Source organism: Vibrio sp. RM-41-2B (genome assembly GCF_024744415.1).
GTDB lineage: Bacteria > Pseudomonadota > Gammaproteobacteria > Enterobacterales > Vibrionaceae > Vibrio > Vibrio diabolicus.
On sequence record NZ_JAMQWD010000053.1, the window covers coordinates 26640 to 48918 of the forward strand.

The window sequence follows — 22279 nt, forward strand, 5'->3', positions numbered from 1 at the left end:
TAAGTGAATGCCAACTTTTCGTTATCAAGGTCGAACTCTAGACGGCTCATCCACTAACGGCAAAATCGAGGCAGTGAACTCAGAAGCTGCAGCGGAAGCGTTGATGAACAAAGGGGTCATCCCGCTCAATGTACGGTTAGAGAAAGAGTCGGCAAAAAGCCAAATGAGCTTGTCTAAGCTATTTGTGCCAGCCATTCCATTGGAAGTGATCATTCTTTTCTCTCGCCAGTTGTTTAGCTTAACTAAAGCGGGCGTACCGTTGCTGCGTTCTATGCGTGGCCTGCTACAAAATTGTGAAAACAAACAGCTCAAAGAGGCACTGGAAGATGTCGTTTCTGAGCTGAGTAATGGCCGAGGTTTGTCTTCTGCGATGCAGCAACACAGCAAAGTATTCAGCCCATTGTTCGTTTCTATGATCAACGTAGGTGAGAATACGGGTCGACTCGATCAAGCACTATTGCAACTGGCGAATTACTACGAGCAGGAACTCGAGACTCGTAAACGCATCAAAGCGGCGATGCGTTATCCGACGTTTGTCATTATCTTTATCACTATCGCCATGTTTATATTGAATATCTTGGTGATCCCTGAGTTTGCATCGATGTTTACGCGCTTTGGTGTTGAGTTACCGCTGCCGACGCGTATTTTGATCGCTACTTCTAATTTCTTTGTTAATTATTGGGTGTTGTTGATTGTGGCAATGATTGGCGCGTTTGCGGTTTTCAGAGCCTGGGTGGCGACGGCTGATGGTCGGGAAAAGTTCGATAAGTTTCGGCTTCGGCTTCCAATTGTGGGCGATATCGTTAATCGCGCGCAGCTTTCCCGTTTTGCCAGAACCTTCTCGTTGATGCTTAAGTCAGGCGTTCCACTTAACCAGTCTTTAGCTTTAGCCGGGGAAGCTCTGGGGAACCGCTTTTTAGAAAATCGAATTCTTGAGATGAAATCCGCGATTGAAGCGGGTAGCACCATCTCAGTGACTGCCATCAACAGTAAAATCTTTACCCCTTTGGTGATTCAGATGATTGCAGTAGGGGAAGAAACCGGTCGTATTGATGAGCTGCTGCTAGAAGTGTCGGATTTTTACGATAGAGAAGTTGATTACGATCTAAAAACACTAACCGCAAGAATAGAACCGCTACTTTTGGTGATTGTCGCCGGCATGGTCATGGTGCTAGCACTGGGTATCTTCCTGCCAATGTGGGGAATGCTAGACATCATCAAAGGCGGCTAATAGGTGGTTGAAAATCAAAGTCGAGCGACGCTAATCGTTTTTGGGGTAATTGCTACCATCATTGCTGTTGGCTTGGCGGTCAAATTACGTCCTGTTACCGAGCAGGCGCAAGTGACCGGAGCGAAGTTGGCGAGAGTTTGGATGCAAGATAGTGTTCAGCGTTATCGTCAAGCTTGGTTAGTACAAGGCGAGCCAAAACATATGCTGATGGATGGTTTTAATCTCACCATGACTGAGGGCGGGCTAGTGTCTCCCTTTACTCAACAAGGTGTTTTAGATTGTGGTTATTGGCTAGCAGTGCATTATCCACAACGTAAAATAATGACCAATAAGTTAATAGATATCAGTGGAGCCATCAAAACTGATCGTTATGTCTGTCACTATACTTATGAAAATGGTCAGTCGATTGTAGTTATTTCAACAGCTAATCAACTGAAAATAGACGTCGAAATGTCGGCGGAGTGAATTTTTTGACACCTAATCACTATAATTGGTAATGAAAGTCGGTATAATGCAATCATTACCATAAGTAAGACGCTGTAATAGAGGGTAAACAATAATGTGTTTTTCTCATTGCAGCATGAACTGAATAATGGCGAATCGTCATTCTGCTCAAGCGGTAGATACAGTATCCACTTCACGGTCAGTTTTAGTGAACGTTGCTGCCCCAAACCGTTTTGACAATATCCAAAATGGTCGCGTGACCTAAACGAAACTTTGCAGTTGTACTGCATGCTTACATAGAGAGAGTAAACAATGAAAAGACAAGGTGGTTTCACCCTTATCGAATTGGTAGTGGTAATTGTAATCCTAGGTATTCTAGCGGTAACTGCAGCACCACGTTTCCTTAACCTGCAAAATGATGCGAGAGAGGCTTCTTTACAGGGGCTTAAAGGTGCTATTGATGGTGCCGTTGGCATTACCTACGGAAAAGCGGCAATTGAAAGCAAAGAAACTATCAAAGCTGATGCCTCTGCCGATCCGAAAGTGGAACCAGATGTTGAAGGTATCAAAATTAACTTCGGCTATCCTACTGTTGAAGGTCTAAACACTGCAGTTACAGGCTTAACTGAAGACTGGAAAGCATTTGATTTGAGCGGTAGTACTGTTGCGGGCACAAAGTACTACACTCTGAAAAGTTTCGACACTATTCCAACATCTTGGAATGAAAGTAAAGGCTGCTTTGTTAAGTATACTGAAGCTACAGGTACTACAAGTGCAACCGCAGCAAAAACAACAATCGTAAATGACGACTGCTAACTTTATAAGGCCAGCTAGTCTGGCCTTTATCTCTTTATTTTGATTAATTTCGGAATAGTTCATATGCGTAAATCATCGGGTCTTAGTGCAATAGAGTTTGTGGTTGTGCTGGTCATTTTAGGTGTAGTCGGTTATGTGGTATTACCAAGATTTATCAGTTTTGAGACAGAAACTTATGAAGCGAAGTGGGAGCAAACCAAGCAAACCGCTGAGCATGTTTCTGAGACGCTAAGCAACAAAGAAACTTACGATCGAATTGAAGAAGAATTGGAGCACTCTAAAGGAGAGAAATAACCTGCCGGTGGTTATTTGTACACTTGCTCACAGTTCGAATTTAAAAATTATAAATCTATCATTATTCTCATAATTTCATCGTATACTTATTTCGCTTGTCCTAAGCCTAAGGTTGGGTTATGAAAATTCGCAGCTCTGCATTAGGGTTCACGTTAATGGAGTTAATCCTCGTGATTGTCCTCCTCTCTATCCTTTCACTTTTTGCAGCCAGCCGTTTTATGGGCTCTGGCAGTTTCTCTGCATATGCATTACAAGAACGCGTGATTTCTGTGATTCGCCAAGTACAAGTGAATCGTATGCAGTCGAATATCAGCATCCCAAACAAGTCTTATCCTGAAAGGTGCCTACCTAGTAGCTACAAAGCTGGAGAGGACTCTAGCTACACTAACTTTTGTTTGTCGATTACGAGTACTTGCATAGGGTCTAGTGCTGCATGCGGCCTGGCTAGCAAGGAAAGAGACACTCGTAGTGACATGGTTGTTGATAAATCCGCAAAGTTTTCACTGACCAATGCTGTAACTAATCCAATCGAGTTTGATTTATTGGGTAATCCAATAAACTCAGCGAGTGGTGGGATTTCAATCCTGATTGAAGATAAGCATGGCCTGAGCCGCTGCCAAGTTGAAATTAATACTCAAGGTTATGTTTCAAAAGGTACATGCTCATGAAGAAATCTAGTGGCATGACTTTGATAGAAATGATCATCGCGATTGTTTTAATGGGCATTGCGATGGTGGCGTTTACTTCTTTTCTTGTCCCTCAGATTCGAGATTCCGCCATCCCTCATTATCAAACCCGCACTGCCGCATTAGGCCAAGGTTTCATGTCTCAGATATTGGCGCGAGGCTTCGATGAAAACAGCGACTTTGATGGTGGTTTAGTACGCTGTAGTGAGACTGTCCTTGGTGGTAAGGATTGTTCCACAAGTCTTGGGGCAGATAGCGGTGAATCAAACCCAGCTAGTTTTAATGATGTCGATGACTATATCGGTTGCTGGTATACACAAGGTACAAAGGCCAGCTGTAACTCTACGCCGTTATACGAGCTGAGTAACGTTCTTGGCACGTCTATGGCAAATGATTACAAGAACTTTCGAGTTGAAGTGAAAGTGCAATACGTTGAATCAGATGGAACGGGTGTCAATAATCCTTCACAGGAAGATATCACGCCTTATAAACGAGTCACTATGACTATTTACGCCGGACAAACACAGCCTTTAACACTGTCTGCGATAAGGGGAAATTACTAATGAAAAATTGTGGTTTCACTTTAATAGAAATGGTCATCACTATTGTGATTGGTAGTTTTATCATGCTCGGAATTGCTGGTTATTTGCAGTTAGGAGCAAAGGGCTATGCTGATACTATTGATAGGCAGAGACTACAAACTCAGGCGCAATTCGTTATTGAGAAAATATCTCGAGAGATTCGTCATGCGGTGCCGAATAGTTTTTTTATCGATGAGAAAGAGAAAAACTGCCTGATTTTTATGCCTATAGAGCACTCTGGTTTTTATGCGATTTCTGGTAATGATATACAGTTTGTGGTGGGTTTTTTTGGTAATAATGCTCCCGAATTTGATAGTGGCTTGAAAATGGTGATTAACCCAACACGGTTAAGTGATTTAACCTCATCCACTCATAGTGTTGATGTTGGAGCTCTTTCTCCAGATTCGAATAAATCATACAAGATCATTAACGGCGCTAGTTCAGTAACTAGTCGCTCCGTTTCTAATCGACACTATCTCTATGATCCATCTAAGTCAGTGAAATATTGCTTTGTAGGCACACAGATACAGCGTAACGGCGAAATAATTGCCGACAATCTTGTTTATGTTGATGATCAATCTCAGAGCTATTTCAAATATGATGATACATCGCTTCACCGAGGCGGGCTTGTGCATCTGAGGTTCGTGTTTGAACGGTCCGGCGAAAGTAGTGTGTACCAACAAGATGTGCAGGTGCTGAATGTTCCATAGAAGAAAGCCACAAGGCAATGTCTTAATTGTAGTGTTATTTGTCATTATCGTGATGGGCTTTTTGGCTTCCTCTTTAATGAAAGTGACATGGTCGAATCAAAGCGGATTAACAAGAGAGTTTTTGGGAACAAAAGCTTGGTTTGTTGCTCAGTCTGCAAATGAGTGGGCACTGACAAGGTTATATCCACTCAATGGTACGAGTGATAGCGTAGCGACACTCTGCAAAAATCAGGTGAGCGGTGCCGCGCCAAATGTAACACAAGGGACAGGGTGCAGGCTTAACTCAATGAGTTGCGTAAAGTTAGGTACTCTGAACGCAGACACGTCTGCAGCAGAGTCATTATTTAGGGTGCAAGCTACGGCCGTTTGTGGCTCGGGCTTATCAAAAGTTCAGCGACAGCAAGAGATTTGGGTTCGGGAGTAATAACAAGAATGAAAAAACTGATTTTCTTAGCCTTGATATGGATGACGAGTACGGCTAACGTCCTCGCGAAAGAGTACGATATTACTCCGACATTGATTAGGGAAGGCTGGGGCTGGAAATGGGTCGCTACTAATAGTCCATGCCCAAATAGCGGTTCTTATACTGGCAGGCGGCTGTCTTCTTATAAGTGTTCAAGTAATGTTACGTTGAATGATGGCGATAGCATTATTACCGGAGGCCCCACATCACAGTTATATTTGGAAGGTTACTCTACGTTTAAGGGAAATAATACGATTGGTAGTGCTGGTAGGAACCTTTCTTTAGATCTGGAAAGGAACTCTTTCACTGCCAATGGACTATACGTTTATGGTCACGTGGATAACGGCAGTTATATTGAACTAAATCAATCAACGATATTAGGCTCATTAAGAAGTTCTACCAATGGAATCAAACTTACAAATGCTAACATTGGGCAGAACGTTTTAGCAAAAGCGCAAATAAGTGGCAGCACAAGCAATATTAGCGGATATGTTGTAAGTGACAATGGCGGCGTAACATTTAGTGCCGTTAATGTTGGTTCATATATCGAGGCTAAGAATCAAATAACAGTTACAGATGGATCCATAGGAGGGTATATATTGTCCTCTAATGGTGGTGTGGAAATTACAACATCAGGTGCTACCAAACTAATAGATGGTTATATAAGCGCTAAAGAGGCGGTTAAGGTGACCAACTATAAAGTTAACCAGTCTATCTCTGCTGGTGACTATATTGAGTTAAATAACTCAAACGTCACTGGAAGCCTGACTTCTCAAAGCAACGGAAGTTCTTCGATTGCTGTGTCCAATAACTCGTCGATTTCTGGTGATATTCTTACTAAAGGCTACGTTAGTGTTTCTCATTCAAGTGTGGATGGGAATGTTGATAATACACAGGGCAGTAACCAGAGCATGGCTATCGTCAGCAGTCGAGTTGGAGGCAACATTACAGCGAAAGGCTATGTCGACATTCAGTACTCTCAAGTTTCAGGTGTTGTGTCGAGCACTAATGAAGGTGGTCAGGTCAAGAACTCAAAAATCAAAGGTAATGTTGATGTTAAGAAATATCTTCATGTGATCGAAAGTTCCTACGTATGTGGTGTCGCTTCCAGCTCGCATGAAGGGGCAAATATTAGTAATTCATATGTTGGTGATGACGTATCTACCAAGAAATACTTACACGTGAATAACTCTTCTGTTTTTGGTACCGCGAGTGTAAAGAATGAGGGAATGGCGTTATCGTCGGCTAAAATTCTTGCGGACGCCAAAGCGATTGGTTTCCCTACTAACAAATACGTAAGTATTGTTAGTAACTCAACGCTTTGCGGAACCGCAAACTCTTCATACTCTTATAACGGTAAATTGGTTGGTTATTGCGGTCTAAATGATACGAGTTGTGATGTATCTCAAACTCGAGGTACATGTCCGGTTGACGTAGGTGAGAGCTCTCAATACAAAGATTTCTACGACTATTGTGGAATTACGCCTCCAGGCCCTGACCCAGAGCCTGTTCAATGTGAATTGTTGCCACCTGAAAACTTTGACTCAGGCTCTCTTACAAACTGGTCTGTGATGGGCTTTAAGAATAGTACTAAACCGAGCATTACTGGTGGTAAGTTTAGATTATCAAGTAACCAATACAATCAAGCAACAGCATCAGCCTACAACTACATTTTTCCATCTGATGACAACATCATGCAGGTGGAGTTTAATCATTATGCTCACTCAAATACCACACGACCTGGTGCAGATGGGGTTGGTATCGTTTTTTCTGACGCAAATGTCCCTCCAGCGACAGGTGCATTTGGTGGACCTTTAGGTTTTGGTGTTAAACCCGGTATAGAAGGTTTTGCCGGCGGTTGGTTAGCATTTGGTATCGATGAGTACGGTAACTTCTCGAATGAAGGCAGTTATTATGAAAATGACTATGGCCGTCCAGGTCGTCGCCAACAATCTATTGCTATTCGCGGTGCTGGTTATAAGAAGACAATTCAGTACAACAGTCAGTCCCTAGAAGGCTGGTTTGGTGGCTATAAATTTATTAAAAACAATACAGATGTCGGTGCACTTGATGTCTTCGGAACAAATTACAATGGTCGAGATAGAGATGAGGTCCACCGTTATAGAATGACTGTAGACTCTCGCAACACCGTTAAAAACCGAGCGAGCGGAGTTTGGGTTTCTATTGAGCGTCAAATTGATGGTGGTCGCTGGGAAACGTTAATCAAATCATTCAATGTTATGAATGGTTATGGGCAGTCTATTGCTCCAGAAAACTTCCGTATTTCTGTGACTGCATCGACGGGATCATATACCAATATCCATGAAATTGATGACTTCCAGGTTTGTGCAGATAAATACAAGAAGTTAACGGATGGTATCCATCACTTTGAATTTGACTATTCAGGATCCGGTAGTACGTGCCAGCCTTCGAAAGTCACGCTAAAAGCATGTATGAATGAAAGGTGTACTCAAACCTATCCAGAAGATGCTGCCGCAAGTGAAGGCGAGTTAGAGCCATTGACAGTTACTTTACTGCCATCATCCACCAATAGCGTCGCTAATTGGGTAAATGGAGAGCAAGAAAAGCTCACGAACATCACTTTCAACAATTCAGTTGATCTTCTATTACAGGGATATAAAGCCGGTACGGTTACGATGGGAGTTGCGAATAGTTCGGTACCTCAGTTTGGTTTTGAAGGAGCGCGCTGTCGTATCAATAACGGTGATGAACTGTCCGTCGAGAACTGTAATGTGTTGTTTTCTCAAAACGTACTCGGAGTAAACATAGGGGATGTGGTTTCAGCTAGACAATCTGCCGGTACGGATCATCTTTCATTCTGCTCATCACATGTAAAAACTGGGGGTGAAAGCCGAGATGTTACTATGAAAGTGACTCACGAGATTGCACCAGTCGATAAAACGAAATCTGTTGAGGTATGGTACAAAAAGGCGGGTGACAGCAATGCTAAATGGAGTGGTCATGTCACATTGCAACCTCAAGTTCCTAAGCCTTTGTCCGATGTCTACTTTGATTCAAATGGTAAAGCTTACCTCAAAGTTAACTATAAAGAGGTTGGTAAAGTCCGTATCGATGCGAAAGTTAACGATGTGAAGGATTCTGCAGGGTTTGCATCATTTGTAAGTTTCCCTGCTAAGTTAGGTTTGAGCGTAAGCGATAATGGCGCATGTTCCCCAAATTGCACAAGCTACATTCCAGCAGGTCAAGAGTTCACAATGCAGGTAACAGCATATCAATCAAACGGAGACGTTGCCCGAAATTACCAAGAGTCGAATATTAGTATTGACCACGTAGTGACTTATCCAGACCCGACAACGAGTGTGAACAAGGGGAATGTTGTGAATGGTACGCTGCTAACAGAAAAGCTACCCGAAGACGCTAAATGGGTTAGTGGCTCAGTGTCTTTCAAGCAGGCTGTTGATGAAGTAGGTTCATTTGACTTTACCGCTACCGCGCCTGTTGGCGGGGAAGGCGAAGTATTCTCTACCTATCTGGGAAGTAGCACGTATAAGATTGCTGATGCAACGCTCAATGTTGGGCGTTTCTATCCTGGTAAATTCAATGTTTACAGTAATGATCAAACGCCTTCGTACAATAACGTATGGGATTATCCAAATGGCCAAGCATTTGCTTATATGGGACAGCCTTTTGGGTTAAAACAGTTCTACGTTGAGGCATTGTCGAAAGGAGGCGGCGCTTTACGTAACTATGCGTATTTTGGTGAAGGTTACCACGCGAAATTCAACTTGTACGAAAATAACTCGGCAAATGTTAGTAGGTTTAGTGCGCCGGCCGCGTACACTGGTAGCTGGTTGAACGGCAGTAAAGGTCCCTATATTTCAGGGCAAAGTGTCGGGAAATATAGCGCGAGTGGGCTTGTGTGGAGCAAGGTGGTATCTAAACCGGATGGCCCTTTTAACTACTTAGAGAACTCGTCAGATACCTCTATTTCTATTGATCTTTCCTCATCATCAGTAGACAAGGCTGGTGTGACTATTGGTACCAAGCAACTATTGGTCCAGCCGGATTTACGCTTTGGCCGAGTTAATTTGGCTGATGTTGGCGGTAAGCAGGGTGACAACAGCAAACCAGATTCACTTAAATTGCAGGTACCTCTAACCGTAGAATATTGGAAAGGTGGTCGATTTGTGACGAACAGTTCTGATAGTCAAACCACTATTTATGGTGCGAGAGAGAAATTCGAGCATAAATGGAAGGGTAATGAGCCTGACTCTAAGTATGTAGATGTGAACTTGGCCGATGGCGGTGTAGTTACCAATGGTACTTCTAGAAGTATTACTGCAGTTGAAAGTGAGTCGAATCGTCAACAGACGGAACTGTGGTTAGATCTTACTGCTGGTTCGAATAATTTCCCTTGGCTCAAATATGATTGGGACAATGATGGCTCCGAAGAAAACCCATCCTCCGTCGTCACCTTCGGTATTCACCGTGGTAATGACCGTGTGATTTACCGTGGTGAGCCAGGGTTAACCGGACAGTAACAACTTAGGTTTTTGCCCTTAAGTTAGGAAACTGCAAGAAATTGAGGCTTTCTGCTCATGTTTGTGTACCAATACCTTGCTGTGACAGCGAGGCATTGGTACATTTAGAGCAATTTTTGTCTTCTATATTTTTGCAGGATGAGCGAAGAGTATGTTTAAGAAACTTCGTGGCATGTTTTCTAACGATCTATCTATCGATTTAGGTACAGCCAACACTCTAATTTACGTAAAAGGGCAAGGTATTGTCCTTGATGAACCTTCTGTAGTTGCTATTCGTCAAGATCGTGTAGGTTCTGCAAAAAGCGTTGCTGCAGTCGGTCACGCAGCAAAACAGATGCTTGGTCGTACACCTGGCAACATTTCCGCTATCCGCCCAATGAAAGACGGCGTAATCGCTGATTTCTACGTAACCGAAAAAATGCTTCAGCACTTTATCAAACAAGTGCATGACAACAGCATCCTAAAGCCAAGCCCACGTGTTCTTGTTTGTGTTCCTTGCGGTTCTACCCAAGTTGAGCGCCGCGCAATTCGTGAATCAGCACTCGGTGCTGGCGCGCGTGAAGTTTACCTAATCGACGAGCCAATGGCGGCAGCAATCGGTGCTGGCCTGCGCGTGTCTGAGCCGACAGGTTCAATGGTGGTCGATATCGGTGGTGGTACAACTGAAGTTGCCGTTATCTCTCTAAACGGTGTGGTTTACTCATCGTCTGTACGTATCGGTGGTGACCGCTTTGATGAAGCCGTGATCAACTACGTACGTCGTAACTACGGCAGCTTGATTGGTGAAGCCACGGCTGAAAAGATCAAACATGAAATCGGTTCTGCTTACCCTGGTGATGAAGTTCAAGAGATTGAAGTTCGCGGTCGTAACCTTGCAGAGGGTGTGCCACGCAGCTTTAGCCTGAACTCAAACGAGATCCTAGAAGCGCTTCAAGAGCCGCTATCTGGCATCGTCTCAGCAGTCATGGTTGCACTAGAGCAGTGTCCACCAGAGCTTGCTTCAGACATTTCTGAAAACGGCATGGTTCTGACTGGTGGTGGCGCGCTACTGAAAGATCTCGATCGTCTATTAATGGAAGAAACCGGTATCCCTGTGGTTATCGCGGAAGATCCACTAACGTGTGTTGCGCGTGGTGGCGGTAAAGCACTAGAAATGATCGACATGCACGGTGGCGATCTGTTCTCTGAAGAATAAAGGTTTAGGTGAAGCTCATGTCGGGCTTCACCTTCATTTCTGCTCTCTCTGTAATTCAAACATGCTCCATACCTAAAAGTATTTATTTAAGTATTTTTAGGTTGCCAAGTAAGGCTCAATAATCATGGAAGCAATCAGGTCAAAAACAAGATGAAACCGATTTTTGGCAGAGGTCTGTCTCTGCAATTACGTCTGTTTTTTGCTGTCATCGTGTCGGCGAGCTTAATGCTGGCTGATAGTCGTCTAGATACGTTTTCCAACGTCCGATACTTATTGAACAGTATGGTTGCGCCCATTCAATACGCAGCCAATTTGCCTCGCAGCATGTTCGATGGCGTATTTGAACGTTTTAATACTCGTCAGGCATTAGTTGAAGGCAATCGCAACTTAAAGCGAGAAGTGCTACGCCTGAAAAGCGAGCTGATCTTGCTCGATCAATATAAAGAAGAAAACCAACGTCTACGCAAATTGTTAGGCTCTTCATTTGTCAGGGATGAAAAGAAAGTCGTAACTGAAGTGATGGCGGTTGATACTTCACCTTATCGTCATCAAGTGGTGATTGATAAAGGACAAATAGACGGTGTGTACGTCGGACAGCCAGTGATCAACGAAAAAGGCATTGTTGGTCAGGTCACGTTTGTCGCAGCGCACAACGCACGTGTTCTGTTGCTAACGGATGCGAAAAATGCGATTCCTGTCCAGGTGATCCGTAACGATATTCGAGTGATCGCGTCAGGCAATGGTGAAATGGATGAAATCCAACTGGAGCACATTCCAACCAGTACTGATATTCAGGTGGGCGATCTACTGGTGACATCCGGCCTAGGTGGGATTTACCCAGAAGGGTACCCAGTCGCGACGGTTACCAATGTGGATCACGATACGCGCCAAGAATTTGCGGCAATCAAGGCTGAGCCAGTTGTAGAGTTTGATCGTTTACGTTACCTCTTGCTGATTTGGCCGAATGAAGATCGTCAACACAAAGTGCTGCGATCCAATGTGGAAGAAGGGTTAGAGCAAGAAGAACAAGAGGTAACTGATGGCCAATAATGTAGTGAGTAGCCGAATGGTGATTGGTGTCAGTTTCTTCGTTGCGCTGGTGTTGCAAACCATTCCGTGGCCAGGTGTGTTAGATGTTTTACGTCCATCATGGTTGTTCCTTGTAACGTGTTATTGGGTGTTGGCACTGCCGCACCGAGTGAACGTTGGAACCGCGCTAGTACTGGGCTTATTATGGGATATCTTGATCGGTTCAACGCTTGGAATTCGCGGCATGATGATGTCGATTGTCATCTATCTGGTGGCGTTGAATTTCCTGTTGATTCGTAACATGGCATTGTGGCAACAGTCGATTTTAATTGCCTTTTTTACTGCGTTATTGGAAGTTTTGATATTCTGTGGGGAATATTTGAACCAGGACGTAGTATTTAATCCATTATCTCTGTGGACGGCGGCAATAAACTGTATACTTTGGCCATGGATGTTTTTATTAATGCGACGAGTTCGTCGTGCATGGCACGTAAGGTAAAGCGGTGAAGAAAAGCTTATCTCTCGTTCTCGCTTCGGGTTCTCCGAGAAGAAAAGAGCTGCTTGCTCAACTAGGTTATGACTTTGAGATCGTATTGCCTGATATTGAGGAAGCTAAACAGGCTCATGAGCAGGCACGAGAGTACGTGCTGCGTCTTTCTTTGGAAAAAGCTCAGGCAGGCTTAGCATTAGCTAAGCCTGATTCCGTTGTATTGGGCTCTGACACGGTCGTAGTATGCGATGACCGTGTGCTAGAAAAACCAAAAAGTTTTGAAGATTCAAAGCGTATGCTTACTGACTTATCCGGTCGTCGTCATCAAGTGATGACTGCGGTGAGCGTCGTATCATCGGAACAACAACATTCAGTGGTCGTCACCACTGACGTGTGGTTCAAACAACTGACTCACGAAGAAATCGAACAATATTGGCAGTCAGGAGAGCCATGCGATAAAGCTGGAAGTTATGGTATTCAGGGACTCGGAGGGCGATTTGTCACCCGAATCGAAGGCAGTTATCACGCTGTAGTAGGCTTACCTTTGTTCGAAACCGATCAGCTAATTCAAGAATTTTTATAATTGTTTTGAGGTGTGCACATGAGTGCAGAATTGCTGCTTAACGTGACCCCGAGTGAAACTCGTGTGGCCATGATTGAAGGTGGAGTACTACAAGAAATACATATCGAGCGCGAATCGCGTCGCGGCATTGTGGGCAATATATACAAAGGCAAAGTCAGCCGAGTACTGCCAGGTATGCAAGCGGCTTTCGTCGATATCGGTTTAGATAAAGCGGCGTTTTTACATGCGTCAGATATTGTCCCGCATACCGAATGTGTGGCAGAGAACGAAAAACAGCAGTTTCAAGTCCGTGATATCTCTGAGCTGGTACGTCAGGGACAAGACATTGTTGTACAAGTGGTCAAAGATCCGCTCGGCACGAAAGGCGCGCGTTTAACGACGGATATCACCTTACCTTCACGTTATCTTGTCTTTATGCCGGGTGCCAGCCATGTTGGTGTCTCGCAGCGTATCGAGAGTGAGAAAGAGCGCGAGCGTCTGAAAAAAGTGGTGAACCATTACTGTGATGAGCACGGTGGTTTTATCATTCGTACCGCAGCGGAAGGCGCAGATGAAAAAGAGCTTTCTCAAGACGCGGCATTTCTTAAGCGCTTGTGGCTAAAAGTCATGGAGCGTCGTTCAAAATACAAAACGCGTTCAACGCTTTACGGTGAACTTGGTTTAGCCCAGCGCATTCTACGTGATTTTGTCGGCACAGAGCTCGATAAAATCATGGTCGACTCCCGCCTCGAATATGAAAACCTGAAAGAATTCACTTCTGAGTATGTACCTGAGTTAACAGACAAGCTTGAGCTTTACGAAGGTGACAAGCCAATCTTTGACATGTACGACACCGAGAATGAAATTCAGCGTTCTTTAGAGCGCAAGGTTGAGCTAAAGTCGGGTGGCTACTTGATCATCGATCAAACTGAAGCCATGACAACTATCGACATCAACACTGGTGCATTTGTTGGTCGTCGTAATCTTGAAGAGACCATCTTTAATACCAACATTGAGGCAACGCAAGCTATTGCTCGTCAGCTGCGTTTGCGCAATCTCGGCGGCATCATCATCATCGACTTTATCGATATGGCGTCTGAAGAGCACCGTCAGCGAGTGCTCACCTCATTGGAAACGGCGCTGGCGAAAGACCGAGTAAAAACCAACATCAACGGCTTTACTCAGCTCGGCTTAGTCGAGATGACGCGTAAGCGCACACGAGAAAGTATTGAACATATCTTGTGTTCTGGCTGTCCTACTTGTGAGGGCCGTGGTAGCGTGAAAACGGTTGAAACCGTGTGCTTTGAGATATTACGAGAGATTACTCGTGTAAACCGTGCTTACGATGCCGATAATTTTGTTGTGTACGCATCGCCGTTTGTTGCTGAAGCGCTGTTGGGTGATGAGTCTCATGCATTGGCTGAGCTCGAAGTATTTATTGGCAAGCAAGTGCGAGTTCAGGCTGAGCCCCTGTACATTCAGGAACAGTTTGACGTCGTAATGATGTAATTTGGAACATTTGTGAATTCTGGTGTTAACCGTTTTGGGCGTTTTTGTGCGTGGAGTTTAGTTACTGTACTGGTGTTATTGGCCATATTAGTAACCACACTGCGCGTCACATTGCCACAACTTAACCACTTCCAAGATGAGATCAAAACCTGGGTCAAGCAGGACACAGGTTTTGACTTTTCTATCGCCAACGTCGCAGGGACGTGGCGCAATAATCACCCCTCCATCGCGCTACTCGGTTTAGAAGCGAATCTGCCGAATATTCAGGATGCACGCTTTGCCGTTGAAGAAATCCAAATTGAATTCGATCTCATTCAATCTCTTTTGCAACTCAAACCGGTGGTCGCTGACCTCACCATCCATAACCTCGCTCTGGATATTCACACCGTAGACATTCTGCCGACCTCTAGTCGTCAAGAGCAGGAACCGAGTGTGGACAAGAGCGAAGTGAAGCTCATCGACCAACTCGACTCACTTCTTTTACGTCAGTTTGAAGACTTCACCATTACCGACTCACGGATTTGGTATAAATCGGTATCTGGTGAGACTCGCCGTTTAGATATCGAGCAGCTCCGTTGGAGCAACCAAGGCAAGCACCACTTAGCAGAAGGCACCGTGAACATTGCCGATGTTCGTCTGAATTCACTGTTAGTGAGCGCTAACTTTAAAGACCATGGTTCGCTGCGTGATGTGTCTGGTGAGTTTTACGTGAGTGCCCAAGATGTCTCAGTGACGCCTTGGTTAACCACTTACATGCAAGAAGAGTCGGGTGCTGAGTCGGGTAAGGTCAGCTTAAACACTTGGCTGACGCTGAAACACAGCCAACCGAATGATGCGTATGTTGAACTATTACCTTCTGAGCTGGTGTGGAATGAAAACGGTCGTCATGAGCTGTTTATCGAGTCAGGTATTTTCAATCTTCGACCAGATAAACAAGGTTGGAAAGTAAATGGTCACTCACTTCGGATCCGAACCGACAACACCCCTTGGCCGGAATTAGACGCAGCGTTTGATTGGCAACCGAATGGTTGGACGCTCAACCTTTCTCAACTCGACATTGAAGCACTCATTCCGCTCATCAAGCTGGCTCCAGAGTCAGAGTCGACCAGTGACCTTATTAACAAACTAGCACCGAAAGGCCGAGTTGAAGATGTTCGCTTGTCCATGAACGGTGGTTTAGACACGTTACGCTACTCCGCGGAACTGGATGAGCTTGCGATGACGCAATGGGAACTGCTACCAGGATTCCATCATGTACAGGGCAGTGTATCTGGTGATTTAGATCAGGCAAAAGCGAAAGTAACCGTCATTGATGATGTATTTCCGTACGGTGATGTATTTCAAGCTCCGCTGAATATCAAACAAGGTGAAGTCGATATTATCTGGCAACAAGATGAGAGCGGCTGGCGCTTGTGGTCTGATAAAGTGACGGCAGCGACACCAGATCTTCAAGTACTAGGAGCATTCCGTCTTGATTTTCCAAAAGAACAAAGCCCATTTTTATCGTTTTATGCTGAGGTGGATCTTTATAACGCAGGTGAAACATGGCGTTACCTGCCGACTCTGGCACTCGGACAAGACTTAACGGATTACCTATCGACTGCGATTCAAGGCGGTAAAGTGAATACGGCTAAGCTGCTGTGGTATGGCGAGTTAGGGGATTTTCCTTACAAAGATCATAATGGCATGTTTCAGGCGTGGGTCGGTTTAAAAGACGCGAAATTTAGCTTTGATACGGCGTGGCCAACCATCACGGATCTGCAGCTGGACTTGCTGTTTGAAAATGATGCCATGTATTTGGATTCAAAGTCCGCCACTCTAAATGGTGTTCATGCCAAGCGTATTACTGGGCGAATCCCTGAGTTGGCGGAAGGTGGACACATTGAGATTGAAGCCAAAGCGAGCGCGCCGGGTAATGAAGTTCGTGACTACATGATGGCGACGCCATTGGTGGACTCGGTCGGGGCAGCGTTGACGGCGCTGCAAGTGAGTGGTCCGGTTTACTCTGAGTTCCAGCTCAACATTCCGTTTGATTTTGAAAAAGAGTCCCGTGCTTGGGGTTATGCCGATTTAACAGAAAATCGTGTCGATATTGAAGCGCCGCCAATGACGCTGGAGAAAGCCACAGGGCGTATCCACTTCGATAATGATGTGGTCACCACATCGGGTTTGTCTGCAGAGTTGCTTACCCAGCCTATCTCCCTCGATTTTCGTGGTGAGAGTGCGGAACAGGGCTACAATGTGACGATTAACACATTAGGGGATTGGGACGTTGAGCCTCTCAAACCTTATGTTGGTGAGCGTTGGTTAAAGCTTGTTTCTGGGCATGCGCCGTGGCAAATGGACATTGACTTACAACTTAATGATGTAGGCTTCACCTATCAACTTGATGTGTTGGCGCAGCTAAATCGTTTAGCGAGTCAATATCCCTATCCGCTAGCGAAACAAGTTGGCGAGTCCGGGCAAGCAAAACTACAGGCATCCGGCAACCAAGAAAGCATTTCAGCAAGACTACAGATCCCAAATGCTAAGTATCAAACCGAGATAGATATAACTGGCGACGTACCTGTTCTGACGGCGACTCATTTAATGGTCGGCAAAGGTGGTTTCAGGATCAGCCCTATTGTCGGACACGATGCATCAGTGCGTGTCGGTGAGCTTAATTTAGACCAGTGGGCAGAGCTGGTTCAGGGCTCAGAAAGTAAGCCGTCATCGTCTGTTCTGGCAAGCATGAAGACGCCGAGTATTCCATTGCCGACACGGATTGATGTTGAAACGCCAAACTTGCAGCTTGGTGGGATTGAGTTTCATGATGTGGACTTCTCCGCAAACAAAAAGAATTTGAGCTGGCAACTCGATGTGGACAGTCAAGAGGTTAAGGGTAAGGCTAACTATCTGAAACCTTATGACTTATCGGTCTCTTTGGAGCACTTGCACCTGTATATTCCAGGGTTTGAAGAGATGACCAAAGAGCGCAGCTCGCTCTTTGCCAGTGAAGACCAAAATGCGCCTTTGATTACCAATTTTGACCGCCAGTTTCACGCTGAGATGCCAAACTTAACTTTGAACATCGATGATTTTTGGTTGCAAGGTTACAAAGTGGGGAGGGTGAATGTTGATTTGCAGCGTCGCGAGAATCGTTTGGAGTGGAAAAATATCACCTTTAGCAGCGGCAAAAACCGCATTGATATGAGCGGTTGGTGGGACCTGACAAAAGAGAGTAGCCATTCCAACTTAACCATGAAAATGAAAGGTGATAACAACTCTGACCTTATGGAGCGCTTTGGTATCACATCGGGTATTCAGCAGGCACCATTTGAGATCAACGCCAATATGGAATGGGACGGCGCGCCTTGGTCGATGAAGACACAAACCTTGCAAGGGAATGTCTCAACGGAATTTGGTAAAGGTGTGATCAGTGAAGTCAGTGGTGCGGCACGCTTGTTAGGCTTGTTCAGTTTGGATTCTATCATCCGTAAGATGCAGCTCGACTTTACCGACGTATTCGACAAAGGCATGGCGTTTAACTCGATCACAGGCACGGGCAAAATCCAAGATGGCGTATTTATCACCAACGATATCGTGATGGATGCGTTAGCAGGGGAAATGCAGATCCGCGGCATCGCCAATATGAACAGCAGAATGGTCGATGCGGAAGTGAAGTTCACCCCAGACATCACATCAGGCCTACCAATGCTGACCGCGTTTGCAGTAGCGCCACAAACCGCGTTGTATGTTTTAGCCATCTCAACAGTGATTTCTCCGGTGGTTGAGGTCTTCACTCAAGTCAATTATGAAGTGAAAGGCCCACTAGATTCACCAACGGTAAAAGAAATTTCGCGAAGTAAAGGTGAATACAAACTGCCAGAAAAGCTGCGTGAACAAGCCAAATAACTCACCGACTAAAATGGAATAAGGAGGAAACACATGGAACGTGTTGGCATTATTCAAATGACATCGGGTCCAGATATCACCGCGAATCTGGACTTTATTGAAAAACAGTGTGCTTTGGCGAGTAAGCAAGGTGCCAAGCTTGTCCTTACCCCTGAAAATACGGTGCTGTTTGCCAACCGCGAAGCGTACCATCAACATGCAGAGCCACTTGGGAGTGGCGTGATTCAACAGCGGCTCTCTGAAATCGCAAGAAAGAACCAGTTAACACTGATTGTCGGAAGCATGCCCATTCAAACCGCAAAAGGTGTCACGACCACAACGCTTGTATTGCCGCCGCACGGTAAATGCATTGCTCACTATGACAAACTGCATATGTTTGATGTCGATGTAGCCGATGGTTATGGTAGTTATCGTGAGTCGGACACGTTTATGGCGGGTAATCAAATAGTCGTGGCGGAAACCGATATCGGCAGCGTTGGATTGAGCATCTGTTACGATCTTCGTTTCCCTGAGCTTTATAAAGTATTACGCCAAGAAGGCGCGGATATCATTGTGGTGCCTGCTGCGTTTACCGCTGTGACGGGGCAAGCTCACTGGGAAGTATTATTGCGAGCTAGAGCGATTGAGACACAATGTTGGATTTTGGCAAGCGGACAAACTGGAACGCATCCATGTGGACGAAAAACATGGGGACACTCGATGGTCGTTGACCCTTGGGGACGTATCCATAAGCAGCTTCAGGATGAAGTAGGCTTATTGGTGACAGAGATAGATTTGTCACAAAGCCAACAAGTAAGGCAGAATATGCCGCTGACTCAACACAGTCGCTTTCAAAATGAATTGAGACGGAAATAAAAGAGCTAACTATGAGCACAAACCAAATAGAACAGGCACTCCTTGCCCCAAATGGTCTGACAGAACAAGACATTGCTGACACGCTTGCCAGCATTGCGACGCGCCAGATCGATTATGCGGACATTTACTTTCAGTCCAGCTGGCATGAGTCTCTGGTTCTAGAAGACAGCATCATCAAAGATGGCTCTTTTAACATTGATTGTGGTGTTGGTGTCCGCGCCGTAACTGGCGAAAAAACAGGCTTTGCCTACTCTGATCAAATCCAGCCTGAAGGCCTGAAGCAGAGTGCAATGGCGGCGCGCGGTATTGCTCAGCAAGGGCAAAATGGCAAAGTTCATGCGTTTAAACGTACGGAGAACCAAGCGTACTACGCGGCTGTGAATCCACTAGCTGAATGGGAAAAGCAGCAAAAAACAGAATTACTTAAGTCTCTAGATGCTTACATCCGCACTAAAGAACCATTGATTAAAGAGGTCTCGATCAGCATCAGCGGTGTGCATGAGCAGATGCTTGTTGCGGCAACAGACGGTACTTATGCAGGCGATATTCGTCCTTTGGTACGTTTGTCTATTAGCGTGCTCGCTCAAAAAGGTGAACGACGTGAACGAGGTAGCGCTGGTGGCGGTGGCCGTTTTGGTTACGATTTCTTTTTAACGGAAAGCAATGGTGTGAAACAAGCTTTCCATTATGCAGACGAAGCGATTCGCATGGCGTTGGTTAACCTTGAAGCAGAAGCCGCGCCAGCAGGCATGATGCCAGTGGTATTGGGCTCAGGTTGGCCAGGCGTATTGCTACATGAGGCGGTAGGTCATGGCTTAGAAGGTGACTTTAACCGTAAGGAATCTTCGGTTTTCTCTGGCAAAATGGGTCAACAAGTGACGTCTTCACTGTGTACCATTGTTGATGACGGTACATTAAAAGACCTTCGTGGTTCACTGAATGTGGATGATGAAGGGGTAAACGGCCAGTACAACACGCTTATCGAAAATGGTGTGCTGAAAGGTTACATGCAAGACAAGCTAAACGCGCGGTTAATGGGTGTGAACCCAACAGGTAACGGTCGTCGTGAGTCTTATGCACATTTACCAATGCCGCGTATGACCAACACCTACATGCTACCAGGTGAACATACGCCAGAAGAAATCATCTCGACGGTCGAGAAAGGGTTGTATGCGCCAAACTTTGGTGGCGGTCAGGTGGACATTACTTCGGGTAAGTTTGTGTTCTCCGCATCGGAAGCGTACTTAATTGAAAATGGCAAAATTACGCGCCCTGTTAAAGGTGCGACGTTGATTGGCTCTGGTATCGAAGCTATGCAGCAAGTGTCGATGGTTGGTAACGACTTAAGTATCGACAAGGGCGTTGGCGTATGTGGTAAAGCTGGTCAAAGTGTGCCAGTTGGCGTTGGTCAGCCGACCTTGAAATTGGATTCACTGACGGTGGGTGGTACTGAGTAACCGCATCTAACCGACTTAAAAAGAGCGCTCATTAGAGCGCTCTTTTGTTTTTGTGAGTCGATGTCGACTACAGGTTCTCTTCGGCAAACTCTGCCAAGCGGCTACGAACCACGCCGTTAAGGTGAATATTCGCGCTGCCTTCAAAGTTCTTGAAGCGTTCAACCATGTAGGTCAAACCAGAGGTCACTGGGGTGAGGTAATGGGAGTCAATCTGCGCCAAGTTACCGGAGCAGACGATCTTGGTTCCTTCGCCGCAGCGGGTGATGATGGTTTTGATTTGTGAAGCGGTGAGGTTTTGACACTCATCAAGCAGCACAAACGCATTTTGAATAGAACGGCCACGCATAAAGTTGATCGATTTAAACTGAATATTGGCTTTATCGCAGATGTACTTCAATGAGCCTTCAGTGCAGTGATCGTGTTTATGTAGCGCTTCCAAGGTGTCGGTCACCGCCGCTAACCACGGCATCATTTTCTCCTCTTCTGAGCCGGGTAGGAAGCCGATGGATTCACCGATGTCTGGCGTGTTACGCGTCACGATAATTTTATCGAACATGCCTTTTTCAATGGTTTGCTCCAGTGCTGCTGCCATGGCTAATAGCGTTTTACCACTACCAGCGGCACCGGTTAAAATCACCAGGTCAATATCCGGGTCAAGTAAGGCATCCAACGCCATTCCTTGGTAGATGTTTTTTGGTGTGATGTCCCAAGCCTTACGGTGCATCATGCGTTCGCGGCTCAGGTCGAGTAGCGTTAATTTGTCTTCATTGATGGTTTCTACGCGGCCAGCAAAGTCGCTGTCTTCATCAATCACATATTGGTTAATAAAGGTTGGTTCAAAAGGCTCACGACTGAGCTTGTGATAGGTTTTTCCGCCCAGCGCATAACTTTCCACTTCCTCAATATCACTCCAGAAGTCCCCCTCACGCAGTTGAAAACCTTTGGTGAGGTATTGAATGTCGTCAATTAGTTGATCGGTTCGGTAGTCTTCAACAAAGCGTACGCCAGCGCCTTTGGCGCGCAGACGCATGTTAATGTCTTTCGTGATCAGTACCACTTCACGTGGTGCTCGTTTGTTTTGCAGATAAAGCACCGCATTGAGTATGCGGTTGTCACCGGCTTTGTCGGCGAAGGCTTTGACGGTTTCCTGCAGTTCAAAATCCGCCAAAATGGAAATGGTGCCTTGGTCGGGGCTGTCTTTAGAAACAGGAATACCTTCAGAAATTTCATCGGGCGTTGCTTCTTTAAACAAATCCTCCAAAGCGCGAATAGCCACGCGAGCGTCTCTTGCGACATCGCGTTTGCTGTCTTTGATTCGGTCGAGTTCTTCCAACACGGTCATGGGGATAACGACATCGTGTTCTTGGAAAGAGAAGATGGCAAAGGGTTCATGAAGAAGAATGTTGGTATCAAGTACAAACAGTTTCCGAACGGTATCGCCCATAGCGTCTCCTTGCCGTAATACGGCTCTGCATGCGAGTGGTTAGGTCGTTCTCAAATAGGTGTGAAGCGGCCTAACTCTGATTGCTTGCAATAGAGG

The 22279-nt window shown here is 45.5% G+C and carries 18 protein-coding genes; 17 read left to right on the top strand and 1 reads right to left on the bottom strand.

What is annotated here, in order from left to right:
* Positions 1 to 7 precede the first annotated feature (7 nt).
* The 17 genes from NB463_RS21740 (at position 8) to tldD (ending at position 20739) form a co-directional block, all read left to right on the top strand.
* Complete coding sequence (locus NB463_RS21740; RefSeq protein WP_053809102.1) at positions 8 to 1231, top strand: type II secretion system F family protein; 1224 nt, start codon at positions 8 to 10, stop codon at positions 1229 to 1231.
* Positions 1232 to 1234: 3 nt separating this feature from the next.
* Positions 1235 to 1696, top strand: coding sequence for an MSHA biogenesis protein MshF (locus NB463_RS21745; protein ID WP_065274904.1), 462 nt, complete (start codon positions 1235 to 1237; stop codon positions 1694 to 1696).
* 291 nt (positions 1697 to 1987) lie between these two features.
* The gene (locus NB463_RS21750) at positions 1988 to 2491 is read left to right on the top strand and encodes a type II secretion system protein (protein ID WP_053809353.1); all 504 of its coding nucleotides are present in this window, start codon (positions 1988 to 1990) and stop codon (positions 2489 to 2491) included.
* Positions 2492 to 2554: 63 nt separating this feature from the next.
* Positions 2555 to 2785: a prepilin-type N-terminal cleavage/methylation domain-containing protein gene (locus tag NB463_RS21755; RefSeq protein WP_053809354.1), complete on the top strand. Its 231-nt coding sequence runs from the start codon at positions 2555 to 2557 to the stop codon at positions 2783 to 2785.
* Positions 2786 to 2904: 119 nt separating this feature from the next.
* A complete protein-coding gene (locus tag NB463_RS21760; RefSeq protein ID WP_053809355.1) occupies positions 2905 to 3453 on the top strand; it encodes a type II secretion system protein in 549 nt (182 codons plus the stop codon).
* Positions 3450 to 4034, top strand: a complete 585-nt coding sequence (locus NB463_RS21765) for a type IV pilus modification PilV family protein (RefSeq protein WP_053809356.1) — start codon at positions 3450 to 3452, stop codon at positions 4032 to 4034. Before NB463_RS21760 ends, NB463_RS21765 begins: the two co-directional genes overlap by 4 nt.
* On the top strand, positions 4034 to 4762 hold the full coding sequence (locus NB463_RS21770; RefSeq protein WP_053809357.1) for a PilW family protein: 729 nt from the start codon (positions 4034 to 4036) through the stop codon (positions 4760 to 4762). Before NB463_RS21765 ends, NB463_RS21770 begins: the two co-directional genes overlap by 1 nt.
* Complete coding sequence (locus tag NB463_RS21775) at positions 4752 to 5186, top strand: hypothetical protein (protein ID WP_053809358.1); 435 nt, start codon at positions 4752 to 4754, stop codon at positions 5184 to 5186. The genes NB463_RS21770 and NB463_RS21775 overlap by 11 nt, the downstream gene beginning before the upstream one ends.
* 8 nt (positions 5187 to 5194) lie before the next feature.
* A complete protein-coding gene (locus NB463_RS21780; RefSeq protein ID WP_258432465.1) occupies positions 5195 to 9748 on the top strand; it encodes a DUF6701 domain-containing protein in 4554 nt (1517 codons plus the stop codon).
* 151 nt (positions 9749 to 9899) lie between these two features.
* The gene (locus tag NB463_RS21785; protein ID WP_005381144.1) at positions 9900 to 10943 is read left to right on the top strand and encodes a rod shape-determining protein; all 1044 of its coding nucleotides are present in this window, start codon (positions 9900 to 9902) and stop codon (positions 10941 to 10943) included.
* A 150-nt stretch (positions 10944 to 11093) separates the two neighbouring features.
* Positions 11094 to 11993 (top strand): rod shape-determining protein MreC, encoded by a 900-nt coding sequence (mreC, locus tag NB463_RS21790; RefSeq protein WP_258432466.1) that lies wholly within the window; start codon positions 11094 to 11096, stop codon positions 11991 to 11993.
* Entirely contained in the window at positions 11983 to 12471 is a 489-nt protein-coding gene (gene mreD, locus NB463_RS21795) for a rod shape-determining protein MreD (protein ID WP_012841380.1), read from the top strand. The genes mreC and mreD overlap by 11 nt, the downstream gene beginning before the upstream one ends.
* Positions 12472 to 12475: 4 nt before the next feature.
* On the top strand, positions 12476 to 13045 hold the full coding sequence (locus NB463_RS21800) for a Maf family protein (protein WP_048626847.1): 570 nt from the start codon (positions 12476 to 12478) through the stop codon (positions 13043 to 13045).
* Between the two features lie 18 nt (positions 13046 to 13063).
* On the top strand, positions 13064 to 14533 hold the full coding sequence (gene rng / locus NB463_RS21805; RefSeq protein ID WP_005381138.1) for a ribonuclease G: 1470 nt from the start codon (positions 13064 to 13066) through the stop codon (positions 14531 to 14533).
* Positions 14534 to 14545: 12 nt separating this feature from the next.
* Positions 14546 to 18427, top strand: coding sequence for a YhdP family protein (locus NB463_RS21810; RefSeq protein ID WP_053809361.1), 3882 nt, complete (start codon positions 14546 to 14548; stop codon positions 18425 to 18427).
* Positions 18428 to 18460: 33 nt separating this feature from the next.
* On the top strand, positions 18461 to 19282 hold the full coding sequence (locus NB463_RS21815; RefSeq protein WP_085344285.1) for a carbon-nitrogen hydrolase family protein: 822 nt from the start codon (positions 18461 to 18463) through the stop codon (positions 19280 to 19282).
* A gap of 11 nt (positions 19283 to 19293) precedes the next feature.
* Positions 19294 to 20739, top strand: a complete 1446-nt coding sequence (gene tldD, locus NB463_RS21820; RefSeq protein ID WP_047009150.1) for a metalloprotease TldD — start codon at positions 19294 to 19296, stop codon at positions 20737 to 20739.
* 67 nt (positions 20740 to 20806) lie between these two features.
* Here tldD and NB463_RS21825 read toward each other — a convergent pair whose 3' ends face one another.
* Entirely contained in the window at positions 20807 to 22183 is a 1377-nt protein-coding gene (locus NB463_RS21825) for a PhoH family protein (RefSeq protein ID WP_258432467.1), read from the bottom strand.
* Positions 22184 to 22279: the final 96 nt, after the last annotated feature.

Bases quoted from the DNA above. Each gene is read 5' to 3' on its own strand.
- NB463_RS21740 (WP_053809102.1), top strand. From the start codon at position 8: ATGCCAACTTTTCGTTATCAAGGTCGAACTCTAGACGGCTCATCCACT.
- mreD (WP_012841380.1), top strand. From the start codon at position 11,983: ATGGCCAATAATGTAGTGAGTAGCCGAATGGTGATTGGTGTCAGTTTC.
- NB463_RS21775 (WP_053809358.1), top strand. From the start codon at position 4,752: ATGTTCCATAGAAGAAAGCCACAAGGCAATGTCTTAATTGTAGTGTTA.
- NB463_RS21825 (WP_258432467.1), bottom strand. From the start codon at position 22,183: ATGGGCGATACCGTTCGGAAACTGTTTGTACTTGATACCAACATTCTT.
- rng (WP_005381138.1), top strand. From the start codon at position 13,064: ATGAGTGCAGAATTGCTGCTTAACGTGACCCCGAGTGAAACTCGTGTG.
- NB463_RS21780 (WP_258432465.1), top strand. From the start codon at position 5,195: ATGAAAAAACTGATTTTCTTAGCCTTGATATGGATGACGAGTACGGCT.
- NB463_RS21765 (WP_053809356.1), top strand. From the start codon at position 3,450: ATGAAGAAATCTAGTGGCATGACTTTGATAGAAATGATCATCGCGATT.
- tldD (WP_047009150.1), top strand. From the start codon at position 19,294: ATGAGCACAAACCAAATAGAACAGGCACTCCTTGCCCCAAATGGTCTG.
- mreC (WP_258432466.1), top strand. From the start codon at position 11,094: ATGAAACCGATTTTTGGCAGAGGTCTGTCTCTGCAATTACGTCTGTTT.
- NB463_RS21770 (WP_053809357.1), top strand. From the start codon at position 4,034: ATGAAAAATTGTGGTTTCACTTTAATAGAAATGGTCATCACTATTGTG.
- NB463_RS21750 (WP_053809353.1), top strand. From the start codon at position 1,988: ATGAAAAGACAAGGTGGTTTCACCCTTATCGAATTGGTAGTGGTAATT.
- NB463_RS21785 (WP_005381144.1), top strand. From the start codon at position 9,900: ATGTTTAAGAAACTTCGTGGCATGTTTTCTAACGATCTATCTATCGAT.
- NB463_RS21755 (WP_053809354.1), top strand. From the start codon at position 2,555: ATGCGTAAATCATCGGGTCTTAGTGCAATAGAGTTTGTGGTTGTGCTG.
- NB463_RS21815 (WP_085344285.1), top strand. From the start codon at position 18,461: ATGGAACGTGTTGGCATTATTCAAATGACATCGGGTCCAGATATCACC.
- NB463_RS21760 (WP_053809355.1), top strand. From the start codon at position 2,905: ATGAAAATTCGCAGCTCTGCATTAGGGTTCACGTTAATGGAGTTAATC.